Annotated in this window: 16 protein-coding genes; 6 read left to right on the forward strand and 10 right to left on the reverse strand. The window is 37.9% G+C overall.

Annotated features, from left to right (window positions below; all coding sequences use genetic code 11):
• Positions 1–100: 100 nt before the first annotated feature.
• The 5 genes from DRF57_RS07905 to DRF57_RS07925 form a co-directional block, all read right to left on the reverse strand.
• On the reverse strand, positions 101–1366 hold the full coding sequence (locus DRF57_RS07905) for an NAD(P)/FAD-dependent oxidoreductase (RefSeq protein WP_115917786.1): 1266 nt from the start codon (positions 1364–1366) through the stop codon (positions 101–103).
• Between the two features lie 8 nt (positions 1367–1374).
• On the reverse strand, positions 1375–2373 hold the full coding sequence (locus DRF57_RS07910) for a 4-hydroxyproline epimerase (RefSeq protein ID WP_115917788.1): 999 nt from the start codon (positions 2371–2373) through the stop codon (positions 1375–1377).
• Positions 2370–3860: an aldehyde dehydrogenase (NADP(+)) gene (locus DRF57_RS07915; RefSeq protein ID WP_115917790.1), complete on the reverse strand. Its 1491-nt coding sequence runs from the start codon at positions 3858–3860 to the stop codon at positions 2370–2372. Before DRF57_RS07915 ends, DRF57_RS07910 begins: the two co-directional genes overlap by 4 nt.
• A 16-nt stretch (positions 3861–3876) precedes the next feature.
• Positions 3877–4782, reverse strand: coding sequence for a dihydrodipicolinate synthase family protein (locus tag DRF57_RS07920; protein ID WP_084084212.1), 906 nt, complete (start codon positions 4780–4782; stop codon positions 3877–3879).
• A gap of 91 nt (positions 4783–4873) precedes the next feature.
• Positions 4874–5755: an AraC family transcriptional regulator gene (locus tag DRF57_RS07925; RefSeq protein ID WP_084084213.1), complete on the reverse strand. Its 882-nt coding sequence runs from the start codon at positions 5753–5755 to the stop codon at positions 4874–4876.
• A 187-nt stretch (positions 5756–5942) separates the two neighbouring features.
• On the opposite strand from DRF57_RS07925, the gene DRF57_RS07930 reads away from it, so the two are divergent.
• Positions 5943–7337, forward strand: coding sequence for an aminopeptidase P family protein (locus DRF57_RS07930; RefSeq protein WP_115917792.1), 1395 nt, complete (start codon positions 5943–5945; stop codon positions 7335–7337).
• 14 nt (positions 7338–7351) lie between these two features.
• Entirely contained in the window at positions 7352–9523 is a 2172-nt protein-coding gene (locus DRF57_RS07935) for a S9 family peptidase (RefSeq protein WP_115917794.1), read from the forward strand.
• Positions 9524–9595: 72 nt separating this feature from the next.
• On the opposite strand, the gene DRF57_RS07940 is transcribed toward DRF57_RS07935, so the two are convergent.
• The gene (locus DRF57_RS07940) at positions 9596–10159 is read right to left on the reverse strand and encodes a hypothetical protein (RefSeq protein ID WP_115917796.1); all 564 of its coding nucleotides are present in this window, start codon (positions 10157–10159) and stop codon (positions 9596–9598) included.
• Between the two features lie 203 nt (positions 10160–10362).
• Here DRF57_RS07940 and DRF57_RS07945 point away from each other — a divergent pair, with 203 nt between their 5' ends.
• Together DRF57_RS07945 and DRF57_RS07950 are read left to right on the forward strand one after the other, a co-directional pair.
• Entirely contained in the window at positions 10363–10581 is a 219-nt protein-coding gene (locus DRF57_RS07945) for a hypothetical protein (protein ID WP_047496424.1), read from the forward strand.
• A gap of 91 nt (positions 10582–10672) precedes the next feature.
• Positions 10673–10942 carry a hypothetical protein gene (locus DRF57_RS07950; RefSeq protein WP_115917798.1) on the forward strand — a complete coding sequence of 90 codons (270 nt, stop codon included), beginning with the start codon at positions 10673–10675 and terminating at the stop codon, positions 10940–10942.
• Between the two features lie 23 nt (positions 10943–10965).
• On the opposite strand, the gene DRF57_RS07955 is transcribed toward DRF57_RS07950, so the two are convergent.
• Positions 10966–11388: a hypothetical protein gene (locus DRF57_RS07955; protein WP_115917800.1), complete on the reverse strand. Its 423-nt coding sequence runs from the start codon at positions 11386–11388 to the stop codon at positions 10966–10968.
• Positions 11389–11513: 125 nt separating this feature from the next.
• On the opposite strand from DRF57_RS07955, the gene DRF57_RS07960 reads away from it, so the two are divergent.
• The gene (locus DRF57_RS07960) at positions 11514–12119 is read left to right on the forward strand and encodes a DNA-3-methyladenine glycosylase (protein ID WP_115917802.1); all 606 of its coding nucleotides are present in this window, start codon (positions 11514–11516) and stop codon (positions 12117–12119) included.
• Positions 12120–12140: 21 nt separating this feature from the next.
• Here the strand turns inward: DRF57_RS07960 and mug are convergent, their stop codons facing one another.
• Positions 12141–12641 (reverse strand): G/U mismatch-specific DNA glycosylase, encoded by a 501-nt coding sequence (gene mug / locus DRF57_RS07965; RefSeq protein WP_115917804.1) that lies wholly within the window; start codon positions 12639–12641, stop codon positions 12141–12143.
• 273 nt (positions 12642–12914) lie between these two features.
• On the opposite strand from mug, the gene DRF57_RS07970 reads away from it, so the two are divergent.
• Complete coding sequence (locus tag DRF57_RS07970; RefSeq protein WP_262511486.1) at positions 12915–13259, forward strand: DMT family transporter; 345 nt, start codon at positions 12915–12917, stop codon at positions 13257–13259.
• A 98-nt stretch (positions 13260–13357) separates the two neighbouring features.
• Here DRF57_RS07970 and DRF57_RS07975 read toward each other — a convergent pair whose 3' ends face one another.
• Both DRF57_RS07975 and DRF57_RS07980 read right to left on the reverse strand, forming a co-directional pair.
• A complete protein-coding gene (locus DRF57_RS07975) occupies positions 13358–14503 on the reverse strand; it encodes a serine hydrolase domain-containing protein (RefSeq protein ID WP_115917806.1) in 1146 nt (381 codons plus the stop codon).
• Between the two features lie 718 nt (positions 14504–15221).
• On the reverse strand, positions 15222–16661 hold the full coding sequence (locus tag DRF57_RS07980; protein ID WP_115917808.1) for a SusD/RagB family nutrient-binding outer membrane lipoprotein: 1440 nt from the start codon (positions 16659–16661) through the stop codon (positions 15222–15224).
• Positions 16662–16672: the final 11 nt, after the last annotated feature.

The raw sequence follows: 16672 nt of genomic DNA on the forward strand, positions 1-16672 counted from the left end.
GGATAATGCTTATTCCATGATTGCTAATTTTCTGGAACTCTTTCTTTAAAAAAGTTTAAACAGGTTCAAATAGTAATTTTGTGTGTTATGTGATGTTTTTTTAACTAAATCTTTCAGGGTTGAATATCTTTATCTCAACCGTTGGCTTTTGGTCATTGGCAAGTTCTGAAACTGTTTTTCCAAAAATGGGTCCTAAACTTAAACCCATCATTCCACCGCCGCCTGCGATAATCAAGTTTTTTAATTGGGAAGATTGTCCTAAATAAGGAAGTCCATCCGGAGCACAAGGTCTGTACCCAAACCAAATGTCAGATTCTTTAGGTAATTCCACTTGAAAATCAGGAAGATATTGAGGGATAGACCCAACAATTCCTTCCACTCTTTTTATATTAATTTTATCCTGATGGGAAGCCAGTTCCATAGTGCCACCAAAGCGGATTTGCCCACCCATAGGGGTTACCGCTACTCTTGCCTCCAATAATAAGGCTGCATGTTCCATTGTATTGACAGGATTTACGGGCCGATGCATGAATGAATACCCCTTCCCCGGCATTAAATGGATTTTAATACCTGCTTTTTGGGCCAATTCAGGTAAAAATGAACCTCCTGTCATTACAAACCGGTCTGCGGTGAATCGGCTGTTATTTGCTATCACTGCTTTAATATAGCTTCCGGAAGTTTCAATGCCTGTTACTCTATGCTGAGTATGGAAAATGACACCATTACTTGTAAGGTAAGAGATCATTTGCTTCATCAGTTTCATCGGGTTCATATGCCCGTCACATTTGTAATTGATTCCTCCGATAACATCCAGTTTTGTGTTGGGCTCCAGTTCCTGAATTCCTTTCTGATCCAGAATATCAACTGCTAATCCTAAATTAATGGCTTTGTGGGCAAGTTCTGTTTCTTCTTCTGCTACTTTCTCAGTTTTATAGAGCATTAAAATACCGTTCTGGTTAAGCTCAAAGTCAAATTCCTCCTTTTGAGCAATTTCATTGTAAAGTGCACTACTGGCCAGATTAAGATCCCGGATTGCTGCTGCCGAGCGATCCACATGCTGCTGGTTGGAATGTTTTAAAAACTTTAATCCCCATGATATCAGTTTGGAATTGAGAGAAGGCCTGACATAAAAAGGACTTTTGCTGTCAAACATCCAGCGTATTCCCTGGGCAACCACTCCCGGGGCTGCCAATGGAGTAAAATGACTGGGAACAATCATTCCTGCATTGCCATAGGAGCAATTATTGGAAAGATTATTCTGTTCCAGGATTTCTACTTGCCAGCCTTTCTGTACGAGATAGTAGGCTGAAGTTAATCCTGCGATACCTGCACCGATAATAAGTGCTTTTCCTTTATTCTGTGTCATACGTTTGTTTACATAACCTGAAATCCCTGCCAGTAAGGATCTTCATCATCAATAATAATCTGATTATAACCGGTAATTCTTGCCCAGCCCTCAACTGATGGTATAATAGCCGGTTTTCCGTCAACAGTGGCTGTTCCTTCAATTCTTCCGATAAACTGAGAACCGATATAGCTTTCATGGATAAATTCTTCTCCTTCTTTCAATTTTCCTTGAGCATACCACTGGGCTATTCTTGCCGAAGTTCCGGTGCCACAAGGTGAGCGGTCTAAAGCGTTTTCGCCCACTAAAACTGCGTTACGTCCGCTGGCTTTAGGATCGGTAGGCTGACCTGTCCATTGGATGTGGCTTAATCCGGTAATATGTTCGTTTTCAGGATGGATAAATTGATACTTCTCATTGAGTAATTTTCGGATCATTTTCCCGTAATGAATAAGCTGGCTGGCTGTAAAATCAGAAATATCTCTGAAATTTTCCTGAGGGTCGATAATAGCGTAAAAGTTTCCGCCATAAGCAACATCTGCGCGTATTAATCCAAGATCCGGGCATTCCACTTCCAGATTTTCAGCATACAGGAAAGATTTTACATTTGTCAGCTTTACAGATTTTACTTTTTTTCCTTCCTGCACATAGTCTATGAGAATAAGTCCTGCAGGGGTTTCAACGCGTAGTTTTCCGGGAATTTTCGGAATTACCAAGCCTTCTTCTATGGCTATGGTTACAGTACCGATAGTGCCATGTCCACACATAGGAAGGCATCCGCTGGTTTCAATATATAAAACCCCGATATCATTATTTTCGTCAATAGGAGGATACAGAATACTTCCGCTCATCATGTCGTGTCCTCTGGGTTCAAACATAAGTCCTTTGCGGATCCAGTCGTATTCCTTCATAAAGTGAAGCCGGCGCTCCATCATGGAGTTTCCCTTTAAAATAGGTCCTCCACCTGCAACAAGACGCACAGGGCAGCCGCAGGTATGGGAATCTATACAAAAAAATGTTCTGTTCATGTTGTTTGCAATTTTAATGATCCTGAATTCACTTCTCCATCAACTATTCTGCGGATTTGTAGCGGATTTTCATCTTTCAGTTCTTCCGGTAAAAACTCGTCCGGCCAGTTCTGAAATGAAATGGGGCGAACAAACCGTTTGACGGCATCCGGTCCTACGGATGTAAAACGGGAATCTGTAGTAGATGGAAAAGGACCTCCATGCTGCATGGCATAAACCACTTCTACCCCTGTAGGCATTCCGTTGAATAAAAGCCTGCCACATTTATCCTTCAGAATATCAATTAATTTGATATTTAGACGTACATCTTCATCTGTAGCTGCTACGGTTATGGTTAACTGTCCTTTCAATGCCTGGGCAATCTGCAATATTTCTTCAGGAGTTTCACAAGCTACAATAATACCAAATGGCCCGAAAACTTCTTCACTTAATATACTATTTTGAATAAAATACTGAGCTGTAGTTTCCGTAACCATAGCGCGCCCCTCCCATTGATTGACTTCTGTAGTTGCTTCTGCAATGACCTCCACTCCCGGCTGTACAGCAGCGATACTTTTCAGTTTTTCGAAGTTTTCAAAAATACCTTTGTGCAGCATATTCACGGGGTTGATTTCCTGAATTTCATTTTTTAATGCGGCAATAAACCGGGTAAGATTTTCACCTTTTAAAGCAACAAATACTCCCGGGTTGGTACAGAACTGCCCAACACCCAGTGTTAAAGAGGATGCATATTCTTTTGCCAGCTCTTCTGCCTTATTTTCCAGTATATGTTCAAAGGCAAATACAGGATTGATACTTCCCATTTCTGCAAATACCGGAATAGGATTTTCGCGGCGGTTAGCGATATCAAATAAGGCTTTTCCTCCACCGAATGACCCTGTAAATGCTACAGCAAGGATATCTTTATGCTGGGTTAAATAAGTACCGATCTCATGAGAGACTCCGGTAATATGACTAAAGACTCCCTCCGGCCATCCGAATTGTTCCACAACAGCGGTTATAGCATCAGCCATTATTTGAGAGGTTTGAGGATGTGCAGGATGAGCCTTTACAATCACAGGACAACCTGCTCCTATAGCACTTGCGGTATCACCTCCAGCCGTAGAAAAGGCAAATGGAAAATTACTGGCTCCAAAAACCACTACAGGTCCAATGCCTATATTATATTTTCTTAAGTCTCCTTTTTGTTTGTCAGCTTTTGAAAGATCAATTCGGGGTTCTCCATATATTCCACTGGCTACTGCTTTTGCATAAGCCCTCCACTGTCCTGTTGTTCTGGCTTTTTCACCCGTGAGTCTTGCCAAAGGCAATGAAGTTTCAGCATGAGCCGTTGTCAAAAGTTCTTCTCCTAAAGCTTCAATCTGATCGGCAACAGCATTCATAAACGCCGCCCGTTCTTTTATGGTCGTATTCTTAAGGAACTGATAAGCTTCCGTAGCCCTCTGAATCCTTATCTCCATATTTTCTTTTGATGTTTCTACAATCATAGCTTGATGTATGGTGTTAATCTAGTGCCGGGCGGTTGCTTCTGCCCTCTTCAATGATCTTTTTAATTCTTGCTGCCTCCTCACCTTGCAGTTCAAGACGGGGTGCCCTTACATAAGGACTACTTATGCCTTCCGCGGTGGCAGCCAGCTTGATATACTGAATAAGCTTAGGGTGAATATCGAGTTCCAGCAATGGCATGAACCATCTGTAGATGGCAACAGCTTTATCGTACTCTCCTGCTTTAACAGAGTTGTACATGGCCATGGTTTCGTTGGGAAAAGCATCTACAAGTCCTGCAACAAGTCCATCTGCTCCGAGCATCAGTGTTTCCAGGCAAATGGTATCTACCCCTCCAAGAATTTTGATCCTTTTACCAAAACGGTTAATCATTCTGGTGACATTGGCCAGATCTCTTGTAGATTCTTTAACAGCTTGAATACTTGGGTATTCAATAAGCTCATCAAACATCTCAAGAGTAACATGAATTCCGTAATCTACGGGGTTGTTATAAATAAGGATAGGAAGATCCGTAGCGGTTGCTACTGCTTTAAAATAGGCTACTACTTCGTGGCTGTCAGCTTTATAGCGCATAGGGGGAAGAAGCATGAGCCCGTCCGCACCCAGTTCTTTTGCTTTTTGAGCAAAATATACCGCATTTTTGGTTGTATTTTCAGCAAGGTTAAGGATTACCGGGATTCTACCCTCTGTAATTTTCTTTGCATACTTCAGCAGTTCAAATTTTTCTTCAGTTTCCAATGCACTGGCTTCTCCTAATGTTCCTGCCAGGATAATTCCATGAACACCGGCTTTGATCTGGGCTTCTGTATTGTGGGCAAACATTTCAAAATCTATCTCACCTTCTTTTGTAAAAGGCGTTAATACAGCAGGATAAATTCCTTCCCAGTTTAGTTTTGTACTCATATCAAATAATATTTATCCAAAACTAGCAGAATTTCAAAATGACAAATGTTAATATTTTAATACATTATAACCGTATTTTAACATGTTGTCATTATTCTTCCATCGTAGCCTCCTTATAATGCTTCAGATATTCTTTGGGTGAATATTTCATAACAGACTTGAACACCCGGTTAAAATTGGTAAGGCTGTTGAAACCACTATTAAAAGCTACGGAAGAAATATTGTACATATTGCTGGATGTCAGTAGCCTGCAGGCTCTTTGTACACGCAGCTCATTCAGGTATTCGATATAGGTAATGCCGGTACGTTTTTTAAAGGATCTGCAAAATGCCTGAGGAGTCATACAGGCTTCTTTAGCAATATTATTTAGGGTAAGTTTATGTTGGGCAAAATTTTTCTTAATAAACGTTTGCGCGTCTATAATCCTTTTGTCGGTATCGGAAATATGATTGAGCAAATTCTTCTCTGATGATAAAGGAATATTCAGATGTCTGTTTTGCATGAGATGGTTTAAAATCCTTATGAAATCTATAATCTGATCTATTCCTTTTGTTTTTTGTAATGCGGCAATGCTTTCCCCTACATTTATTTTTAATTTTGAAGCCACTTTAAAACCTACCCCTGAAGTATCAATAAAATTTTTGAGCTCCTCAAATTCCGGTAAGTGGAAAAATGCGGCAATCTTTTTATGGGGATCAAAAAAAATAGAAATTGAATGAACCTTTTGTTTTTCATTTTTATCAACATCACCTCTGAAGACATGTGATTGATTGGCTCCAAGATAAAAAATATCACCTTCTTCAAAGGTAAAGAGATTCTGCTCTATAGCCAGTGTTCCATGTCCTTTGAGGATCCACATGATCTGGGTCTCCGTATGGCGATGAAAGTAAGGATAGAAATTAGGCATAATATCTTCCTGTATGCGGATACTTTTGTTGGTGTCAGCAGGTACTGAAAACTGGAGACTTTTCATAAAATCAAAACTTTATAGAGACAAATTATATAGGATGTTAAAATATTGCCGAATTTAAGCAAAATATGAACATTGAATATCATATTAAAATCCAAACTTTACATATTATTTATTTTAGTGAACAAAGCACTACAAATAGTACAAAATCGTAACTTTAAGCCTTTAAATAAAAAAGTATTCATAATATATGTTTTCAGCACAAACTTATCAAGACAGAAGAGCAATATTACAAAGCAATGTAGCTAATGGAATTTTACTGTTTTTAGGAAATATAGAGAATCCTGTGAATTTTGAACACAATCCTTATTATTTCCGTCAGGACAGTACTTATTTATATTATTTCGGGATTCAGGAACCCCGGATTGCAGCTATTATTGATATTGATGAAAATAAGACGATTGTTTTCGGAGACGAATTAAGTATCGATGATATTGTATGGATGGGCAGGCAGGAAACATTGAAAGACAAAAGCCTGAAAGCCGGTGTAGAGGAAACTTTACCTTATGCTGAGCTTTCTCAGTACCTTCTAAAAGCTCAGTCTTCCGGCAGAAAAGTGCATTACCTTCCTCCCTACCAGTCTTCCAATAAAATTTTGGTGGCGGATCTTCTAGGTATAAAAATAGCAGAATTACAGCCTTCTGTGGAGATGATCAAGGCTATTGTAAAACAACGTTCTATAAAGGAAGCCCAGGAAATAGTACAGATAGAAGAAGCGGTCAATGTATCTAATGAAATGCATCTGCTGGCCATGCGTATAGCCAGACCTGGCCGTAAAGAATATGAAGTGGCTAATGCGATCCAATATCTTGCAGCCAACAAAGAATGTCAGATGTCTTATCCTCCTATTGTAACGATAAACGGAGGTATCCTTCATAATCATTACCGTCTTAATACACTGAAAGAAGGGGATCTTTTCTTAAATGATTCAGGAGCTGAAACGGCGATGGGATATGCCGGTGATTTAACCCGGACGTTCCCAGTAAGCAGCACTTTTACTACAAAACAAAAGGAAATGTATGAAGTGGTACTGAATGCTTTTGAGAATGCCCAGCGTCTCCTGAAACCGGGAGTACGATTTAAGGATATTCACCTGAAAGCATCCCAGCATCTTGTAGAAGGTCTTATTGACCTGGGGCTGATGAAAGGAAATCCTGAAGAAGCTGTAAAAAACCATGCCCATACTCTATTTTTCCAATGTGGGTTAGGTCATATGATGGGGCTTGACGTACATGATATGGAGGATCTTGGGGAACAATATATCGGTTATACCGAACAAGAACCCAAGGATACCAAAACATTTGGGCTTAAGTCTTTACGCTTAGGAAAAGAATTAGAATCAGGATTTGTAGTAACGGTTGAACCCGGTATTTATATGATTCCGGAATTGATCGATATCTGGCAGTCTGAAAATAAAAATGCAGACTTTATTAATTATCATAAGGTCAATGAGTACCGAAATTTTGGAGGAATCCGTATAGAAGATGATTTCCTGATTACTGATGACAGCTACAGACTTTTGGGGAACGGACTGATTAAAACGGTTGCAGACATTGAAAACTACCGTGCAGAACATTTAGATTAATTGAAATACTATATATGAAGAACATAAAAAAAATAACCGTCATTGCTTTATATTTCCTGTGCCTGTCGCCATTAGCTGCGCAAAAAACACAGTGGACACCTGATGGCAATGCTTATTATTCATTTACTAAAAAAGGAATTGAAGTTGTTAACGTCCTGAACCCCGGAAAAGATCAGACTTTTTTAAACAGCAATGAATTAATTCCTTCCGGAAGCTCCACTCCTTTACAGGTACAGAGCTTTCAGGTATCTCCGGATGAGAAAAGTTTATTGGTTTTTGCCAATACTCAAAAAGTTTGGAGGGATAATACGCGTGGAGATTACTGGATTTTCGATAAAAACACTAAAAAGCTCACCCAGCTTGGAAAGGGCTTACCAACTGCCTCATTAATGTTTGCCAAGTTCTCTCCGGATGGCAAAAAAGTAGCCTATGTTTCTAAACATAACATCTATATTGAAGATCTTTCAAACAATCAGATCAGCAAAATTACCCAGGATGGTACAGATGGAATGATCAACGGTACTTTCGACTGGGCTTATGAAGAGGAATTTGGAACTCAGGATGGTTTCAGATGGTCTCCGGACGGAAGTAAAATTGCCTACTGGAAGCTTGATGCAAGGGGAACCAAAAATTTCCTGATGATCAATAATACAGATAGTCTGTACTCGTTTACGGTTCCTGTGGAATATCCGAAAGTTGGGGAAAATCCTTCAGGCTGCAGTATCTGGTTTTATGATATAGCCTCCCAGTCATCAAAGAAGGCTAATATCGCAGGGGATGAAGTACAAAACTATATTCCGAGAATGGAATGGGTACTGGATTCTAAATCTGTTATTCTGCAACAGCTGAACAGAAAACAGAATCAAAGTAAAATTATTGTAGCAGATGCCGCTTCCGGAACTGGAAAAACAATTTACACTGAAACAGATGCCGCATGGATTGATATAAAATCCCGTTGGAATGACAATGATCCTAGTGGCTGGGACTGGATAGACAATGGTAAAGAGTTCTTGTGGCTTTCTGAAAAAGACGGATGGAGGCATATTTATAAAATAGACCTGAATGGGAAAGAAACATTGATTACAAAAGATAATTTTGATGTGATAAAACCGGAATTTTTTGATGTTCCCAATAGACAGATCTACTTTTTGGCTTCTCCTAAGAATGCCACTCAGAAATATCTGTATAAAGTGAGCATGAAAGGAGGTAATGCACAAAGGGTAACTCCTGAAGCGTATTCGGGCTCTAATAATTATACGATATCCCCCAACGGAAAGATTGCGATGTTTAATAACAGCAGCGTCAATGCAAGTTCTGTAGGAGCGGTAGTATCCCTTCCGGATCATAAAGAGCTTGTGGCTGCAAAAAGATCAGCAAAGGCTGATCCTGCAAAATCTAAAGCAGAATTCTTTCAGATTACAACACAGGATGGAGTGACCCTGGACGGATGGGTAGTAAAACCTAAAAACTTTGATCCTAACAAAAAATATCCTATTGTTTTCACAGTATATGGTGAGCCTGGATCGCAAACCGTAACAGATAATTTCTATACAGGCTGGAATTATTTATACGTTGGGGATATGGCTGAAGACGGTTATTTATATGTTTCTCTTGAAAACCGCGGAACACCTGCCCCTAGAGGACGCGAATGGAGAAAATCTGTTTACCGTAAAATTGGTCAGCTTAATATCCGTGATCAGGCAATGGGAGCTAAAGCTTTATTTGCAAAATGGCCATATGTAGATACCTCCAGAGTAGCGGTGTGGGGCTGGAGCGGTGGAGGTTCTTCCACGCTAAATCTTTTGGGACAATATCCTGAAATTTACCAGACAGGAATTGCGATTGCTCCTGTAGCCAATCAGCTATTCTATGACAATATCTATCAGGAAAGGTATATGGGACTTCCACAGGAAAACAGAGAAGATTTTGTAAAGGGTTCTCCACTGGCTTATGCTAAAAACCTTAAAGGAAATCTTTTATTGGTTCATGGAACAGGAGATGATAATGTGCATTATCAAAATACAGAAGTATACATTAATGAGCTGGTGAAATACAACAAACAGTTCCAGCTGATGTCTTATCCTAACCGAACGCACTCTATCAGTGAAGGAGAAGGAACATCACTCCATCTGGCTACTATGTTTACCAAGTATTTAAAAGAACATTGTCCTCCGGGAGGAAAATAATATAAAAAATACCAGATACATTGATATCTGGTATTTTTGTTTTAAACAGGATTTATGGTCTGATCTTATTAGTTATAAATTGTAAGCCAATCCTACATTTCCTATTCCTTTATATCCAAAACCTACTTCAGCATTTACACCAAGCCTGCCTCCTAATCTAATTCCTAATCCCGTAAGGTGGAAATTAACATGTGAAATACTTTCCGAAGGGTTCCTGTTCTTTTCCATGGTGAGTCCTAGCCCCACTCCCGAATACATGCGAAATTTTGACTTTGATATATAGTTGTAATCGCTTTTTACCGCCATCGTATAATTGTGCGACTTTTCTGATACATGATCAGAGTATTCTCTCGTTATCTGTTGATATACGAAGTCTGTCCCAATCACCCATTTATCTTTTATTGCATAGTTATATTCAATAATAAAGGCACCGGAATTTCTTTTCTCATAAGGGCCATAACCCAATGTAAAAACAGTACTGAAAACATTAACAAAATCGGTGGTCGTTCCAAGTCCATATGCCACTTTTATCTCTGAACTTCCCTTAATTTGAGATATACACAGGTTACTGCCAAGAATTAAAAATAGCAAGCAAAAAGCTTTACTTACAGCTCCAAAAAAAAAATTGTTTTTCATTTTGCAAAATTAAAACTAATAATGCAACAGTATGGCTTTAATGGATTAGAATACAATTAGAGCTCACTTAAAATATGGTTATAAGGATTATGACAGATCAAGTTTTTAATACATCCAAATATCTATGAAGAGTAAAGATACTTATTGTTTATTTTGGATTCTCATTTCTAGGAACAGAGGTACAAACTTTGTATCTTTAGCCCATGGAAAATCAGGAGGAAATAGAGAAACAAATACTGGAGATCGTTAAAGCGCAGCATGAAAAAGACGGAGGTAACAATGGTGTTACTTTTGGAGCTTTTGATCACATTCTCAACATGTCGATCGAAGACAGAAACGAAGTCTTGATGCGAATGGCTAAGGAAAAGAAAATATTTGTCTTTAACAGCTTAAATATGAGACGTATTACTCTGCCTAAATAAAAAAAGGATTCTCCAAGGGTTAAAAATCATAGAAGCCTGTTTTTTATAATGGTGCAAAATAATGTTCATTAAAAACTAAAAGTAAAAAATCATGTTAACATTTACTACTGAAGAAAAAGAATTAATACTGTCAGCAATCAGATACGAAAAAGAAGTACAAGATAGAGCTGATGAAGATGAAATTGAGTATGTAGAAGAAATAGAAGACGAAATTCAAAAAGAAAATGTTTTTATTTCCAGAAGACAAATAGATTCCATTATAATTTATTTAGGATACTTACTGGATAGAAGAGATCAGTATGATAATGGAGAAGTGTTGCTTTTGGAGAGCAAACTGGAAAACTTTTCTAATTTGCCGTAAAAACTGCGCGCCAATCAGTATATTTATTTTCTTTTAAATACAATCGTCCAGATAATCTGAAAGGGTTCTCCCTTGTACTTATCAGTTTCTCTCATAACAATTTTCATGGTTGTTTTATCTAGCTGATCGATATCAAATTTTCGTTCATAATTACCACCATCGAATAAAGATAAAATTTTGTCATCAGGATCTAATGCATACGAAAAGTAAAGCTGCCCGCTATCGATAATGGAACCGTCAGCATTAAACTGCATGAGGTCTTTGTTGCTTAATCTATAATTTTTTACCGTTCGGTTTCCGTTAGCTTCAATTCCTTCACTCGTTGAAAGTACAGGTTGCCATTTTCCAACAATCATTTTTTTATACGATTGCTGATAAGGAATACTGAATGACAGTGCAGTACAACAAAAAATAACAACGAACAGGATCAGATTAAAGGGTTTCATGATATTTTATTTTTGGTGTGAAAATGAAGTTAACTAATTTCCAAATGTAGTGACAATCTGTTTAAGTCTATGAAATTTGTTTTTATATCATTAATTTTGATCTGTCAACCGATAAACTTACCGATTTGAAATTACCTCACTCCTATTATTCTAATCAAGATGTCCTTTTTCTGGCTCAGAACCTTTTGGGAAAAGTCCTTTTTACAGAAATTGGTGATGCTATTACAGCCGGAATTATTGTAGAAACAGAAGCTTACTTTGGGGTGCAGGACAAAGCTTCCCATGCGTATGGAGGCAGACGTACAAACCGAACTGAACCGCTATACAGCCATGGTGGTATTTCTTATGTGTATTTATGCTACGGAATTCATCACCTTTTCAATGTGGTATCCTCTGTAGAAGATGATCCCCATGCGGTGTTGATCAGAGCTGTAGAGCCACTGATAGGGAAAGAAATTATGGAACACAGGCGGAATATGCCCTCCTCTAAAGCTACAATTTCCTCTGGTCCCGGATCGGCAGCAAAAGCATTAGGAATAGATCAGTCTTTTAATAAAAAAGACCTGACCGGAGATGAGATCTGGATCGAAGATCATGGTATTCTGTATAAGCCTGATGAAATAATAACCGGCCCTCGTATAGGGGTTGCTTATGCACAGGAAGATGCCCTTTTACCCTGGCGCTTTTTTGTGAAAAATAATAAATATGTAAGCAAGCCCAACAAAGGATAAATTTGAAATGTACTATTCCGACTATTCGTGAATAGCCTCATAAAACTCCCGGTAAGAAGTAACAAGATCGTCCAGGGAAAACCCACGGTTTAAACCACTGGTATTAGGTAAAACCCATACCCCGGCTCCACAAAAATCATCAGACTGCTTTCCCCATGAAATTTCTTTCTTTTTGGAAAATGCCTTATACGCTGCTTTACCCAGAAATGCAATATACCTCGGCTGGAATTCTGTTATTTTTACCTTAAAAGCTTCAAGAGATTCATCAAACTCTTCTTTTGAAAGTTCATCAGCCCGGGAAGTAGCCCTTGCAACAGCGGTAGTAAGGCCATATCCGAAATCCAGAATAGAAGTATCATTGACCGCTTGAATTTCATAAGGCGTAAAGCCGGACTGATGGAGAACTCTCCAAAACCGGTTGCTTCTTCCTGAAAAATGATGGCCTTCATCAGCTGATTTCAAACCCGGATTTATTCCACAAAAAATAACATTGAGGTGGACGGCAATTATATCTGTTAACATAGTTGAAATGGGTCATATTTAAGATAGAATATATCAGTTCTATCGGTTTTTACTGCTTAAAGATACCATATTTAGCTTAGTAATTACTTCAAAACAGATAACGTTTCATCTTGAGTATATTACATTCTATCTGTGATTTTTGCAGGGTCACATAATTCATTTCACTGAATACAAACAGGTTGTACTAATTTTACAACCGTAACATAGATTAAGTGCCTGATGATCAAGAATCAATTGTCAGCTTAATCATGTTATCAGGATTGATAAATTTCAATCCTACATAACTTTAAAATAAACAGTATGAATTGGATGGCATTAGTTATTGCAGGAATTTTTGAAATCGGTTGGCCATTGGGTCTTAAATTATCTCAACAGCCTGACAGTAATAAATGGACCTGGATCCTATTTTCGATTGCCTGTATGACTGTCAGTGGTGGATTTCTCTGGTACGCACAGAAAAGTATTCCAATAGGAACAGCCTATGCTGTATGGACAGGAATCGGTGCAGTAGGAACCTTATTAGTGGGGGTTCTGTTTTTTCAGGATTCTGCCAATATTTTCAGATTATTGTCTGCTTTACTTATTGTGGTTGGAATCGTTGGTCTCAAGCTATTTTAATAAAAAATAAGGCTGAACATAAAAATAGGCTTAAGATTATTGCTAGTCATTAAGCCTAATTTTTTTAGAAGATATCCTGCTCTATTTGTAAAGACCTACTAGTAAAATAATAAATTAAAAGTTTCTTTGGCATTAAGCACAGCTACAACTTTTGGGGACCAGGTATTGAGGAGTATACAGACTGTTACTTTTTGTTTGGGAAAATAGTATGTTTTCCCTCCAAATCCAAAAACATGGCCGTCATGCCCTAAGGCTTCTCCCTGATCTGTTTCTAATCTCATGAGTCCCAAACCATATTGTTTATTATACTGTAATTCAGGTTCTAATCGGACAGGGTCATTATCTACATAGGTTTTCAGCTGCTGCATTGAAGTCGGAGAAAGCAATTTATTTGTTAAAAGTGCTTCTGTAAATTGAGTGATATCAGATGCAGTTGATATCATTCCTCCATCAATAGCTCCTTCCCCGCCGATTCCGTTGTTATCAATCCATGTAACATCATTCAAATCATTTCCTTCGGCATTTTCAGTATAATAAGATCTGGTGAATGTATCGGGAAGAATGGTCGAAGCAAATGTATTCTTAAGTCCAAGGGGGATAATTATTTTTTCATTGATTACCTGATAGGCAGGTTTTCCTGTTACCTTTTTGATAATCAATGAAAGCAGTAAATAATTCGAGTTGCTATAATATCCCTTTCCCACAGGATCATCGGCCGGTTTATCATAAATCATCTGAAGGGTTTGCTCAGCAGAATAATTGACAATACTTCCATCGAAAACTCCCTGAGAAACATCCTGTAGATAATTGCGGATACCTGATCTGTGATTAAGACATTGTTCAATGGTAACTTCATTGGCATTTGAAATGTGTCCTATAATACTGTTAGGGAGGTATTTATTAATTTTATCTTTGATACTAAGAAGACCTTCTTCCTGTAATTTTAAAATAGTAGTGGATGCAAACATTTTTGTCATACTGCCTATGCGAAGTCTATGGTCCGTTTTCATGAGAATATTTTTCTCTCTGTCAGCCAAACCTCCTGCCCCTGTCCATACTCCTTCCGGCGAGATAACTGCTACATTTACTCCTACAGCACCTGCCTGCATAAACCGATCAACAATCCGTTGATATTTTTCAGCATTAGGATGAACATCCGAGGGATTTGAAGGACTTTCATTGTCACAAGAATTCACTAAAAAGAAAGCTACAATCAGAGCGGTTATGAACTTTAATTTTTTCATAGGAAAATATTGATATTTGTTTGTTGATGGTATTCAAATAGTAGTTTCCTATCATATATATATGTAATGCTTTCTTCGCAGGATAAAAGTACAGATATCCTGTATGTAAAATAAATTAAATTTTGTTATTATTATAGATTTATACTATAAAAACAGCATTGGGTGTTTTCTAGGGAAAATAAAAATTGGCTTAAGATTATTGCTAATCATTAAGCCAAAACATTATTCAATACTTGAATAATAAACCAACCACATTATAAGTCTGTTTAAACTTGACCACAAATCGAAGATTATCTCCTTTCAGTCGACGAATATTATTTCGACGTAGTCAAAAGTCACACAATATTTTTAAACACTTAAGCTATTTAAGTTATATACTTTGTGTATAAGAAGTACACTAAAGTTTTGTTGAAAATCAAAGAGTTTCATCTTATGTGAACTTAATTGTGCGGTATTCCTTTAAACTTTCTAAAGTGTACTAAAGTGTCTGAAAATAAAAGCTTTTGTGGTTTAGTAAAAAAGATTAAACAGCTTTTATATATTGACATGATCATATTATTTTCCTGAATTAAATTTGAGAAAATAACCGTTGATAAAGAAAATTCAGCTATCAATGAAGAGCTGTAATCTACAAATGCATAGTAAAAAAGCCTGTATAAAACATACAGGCTTCAAAAGGTTTACAAAATAAATGATATGAAAAAATAAGAAACTCTATTTAATGAATATCCCAGAAAACTTTTGTGGTCAGTTTATCTCCACCTATGGCAGCAGCAGCTTTTGCATAATTGGTACCATTGGTAGTTGCTTCTAAAGTTGGGTACTGTAACCTTACCGGAACTTTTCCTTCTGCATTGGCAATAGCCGTTGGAGGAGCCTGTAAAGCAGGATAATCTAATCTCCGGTAAAAATTCCAGGAAACTACCGGATGATTATACATGGCAACCCATGCCTGTTCTCCAATAGATTTTTTCCAGTTGGACGCATTGTACGGATGGTCTGAGAGATAATTCTGTGCCTCCTGGGAAGAAAGCTTCCATTCCTGGAATGAAGCCTGAACGGCAGTATTATAAAGTGCCTCCGGGCTGCCGCCAATTCCAAATCGGGCTGCTGCTTCAGCCCTGTAGAAAGCAACTTCGGTATGAGTGATCAGATTTCCTGGTGTTATAGGAATATACGCAAAAATCCCTGGAGCAGAAAAGTCTGAAAAAACTCCCGGCAAACCAATTTCCTGTCCAATGTAAACACCGTCTACATCCTGAAAATATTTTGATATTCTTGGATCAGAGGTTGTAATAAGGAAATCTACAAAAGGTTTTCCTCCGAAAAAGTCATCTCTCCCACTGTTGGCCAGATTTTCAAATAAAGGATTAAAATTTGGGGTTTCAGCCTGATATCTGAAAATAGCATTTTGTGATTCATCCATGATCACTCCACCGGAGATTGCTGTATTAATGCTGGATTGGGCAAGTGTGGGGTTGATGTCAGAAACGGCAATTCCCAGTTTTAAAAGAAGGGAGTTGCCAAACTTTTTCCACTTTCCTATATCTCCTCCATAAAGGATATCCCCTGCCCCAAATGTTCCTTCTCCTTCCTCCAGGTTGTTGATATCTGTTTTTAAACGAATGATAAGTTTTTCATAAATCTGTGTATCATCATCATAGGCAGGAAGCGGAAATTTATCATTATTAAGAGCCTGGCTGTAAGGAATATCCCCAAATATATCAGTCAGAGTCTGAAAGGTATAGACGGAAAGGATATCAATAATCGCTAATTGATTCTTCTTTTTTGCAGGCCACGAGTTCACTTCTGAAGCAGCCGGCTGATACTGCTCTAGAAGTTCTTTTGCTTTATTCAGGTTATTAAGGACATTTACATAATTATCACCCCAGATGTTATTAGAAACATTTCTTGCCGTAAAATTGTAGTTGCTTTCACTTACATATGTAGCCTCCTGCCAGTACTGCATGGTAAGCCTGAAGTTATTTTCATTGACACTGGGTGTATTCATATAATCGCTGAGCTCCTTTTCTGCATAAGTAATCAGAGGTTCAGGTGACATATTGTAAGCTACATTAGGATCATTATTAACATCCTCTGGGGTACAGCCTGTCAACAATACAGCCAGAAAAGATATAAGTATAATAGTATTTTTCATTGTAATAGTTT

This window comes from Chryseobacterium rhizosphaerae (assembly GCF_003385455.1).
GTDB lineage: Bacteria > Bacteroidota > Bacteroidia > Flavobacteriales > Weeksellaceae > Chryseobacterium > Chryseobacterium rhizosphaerae.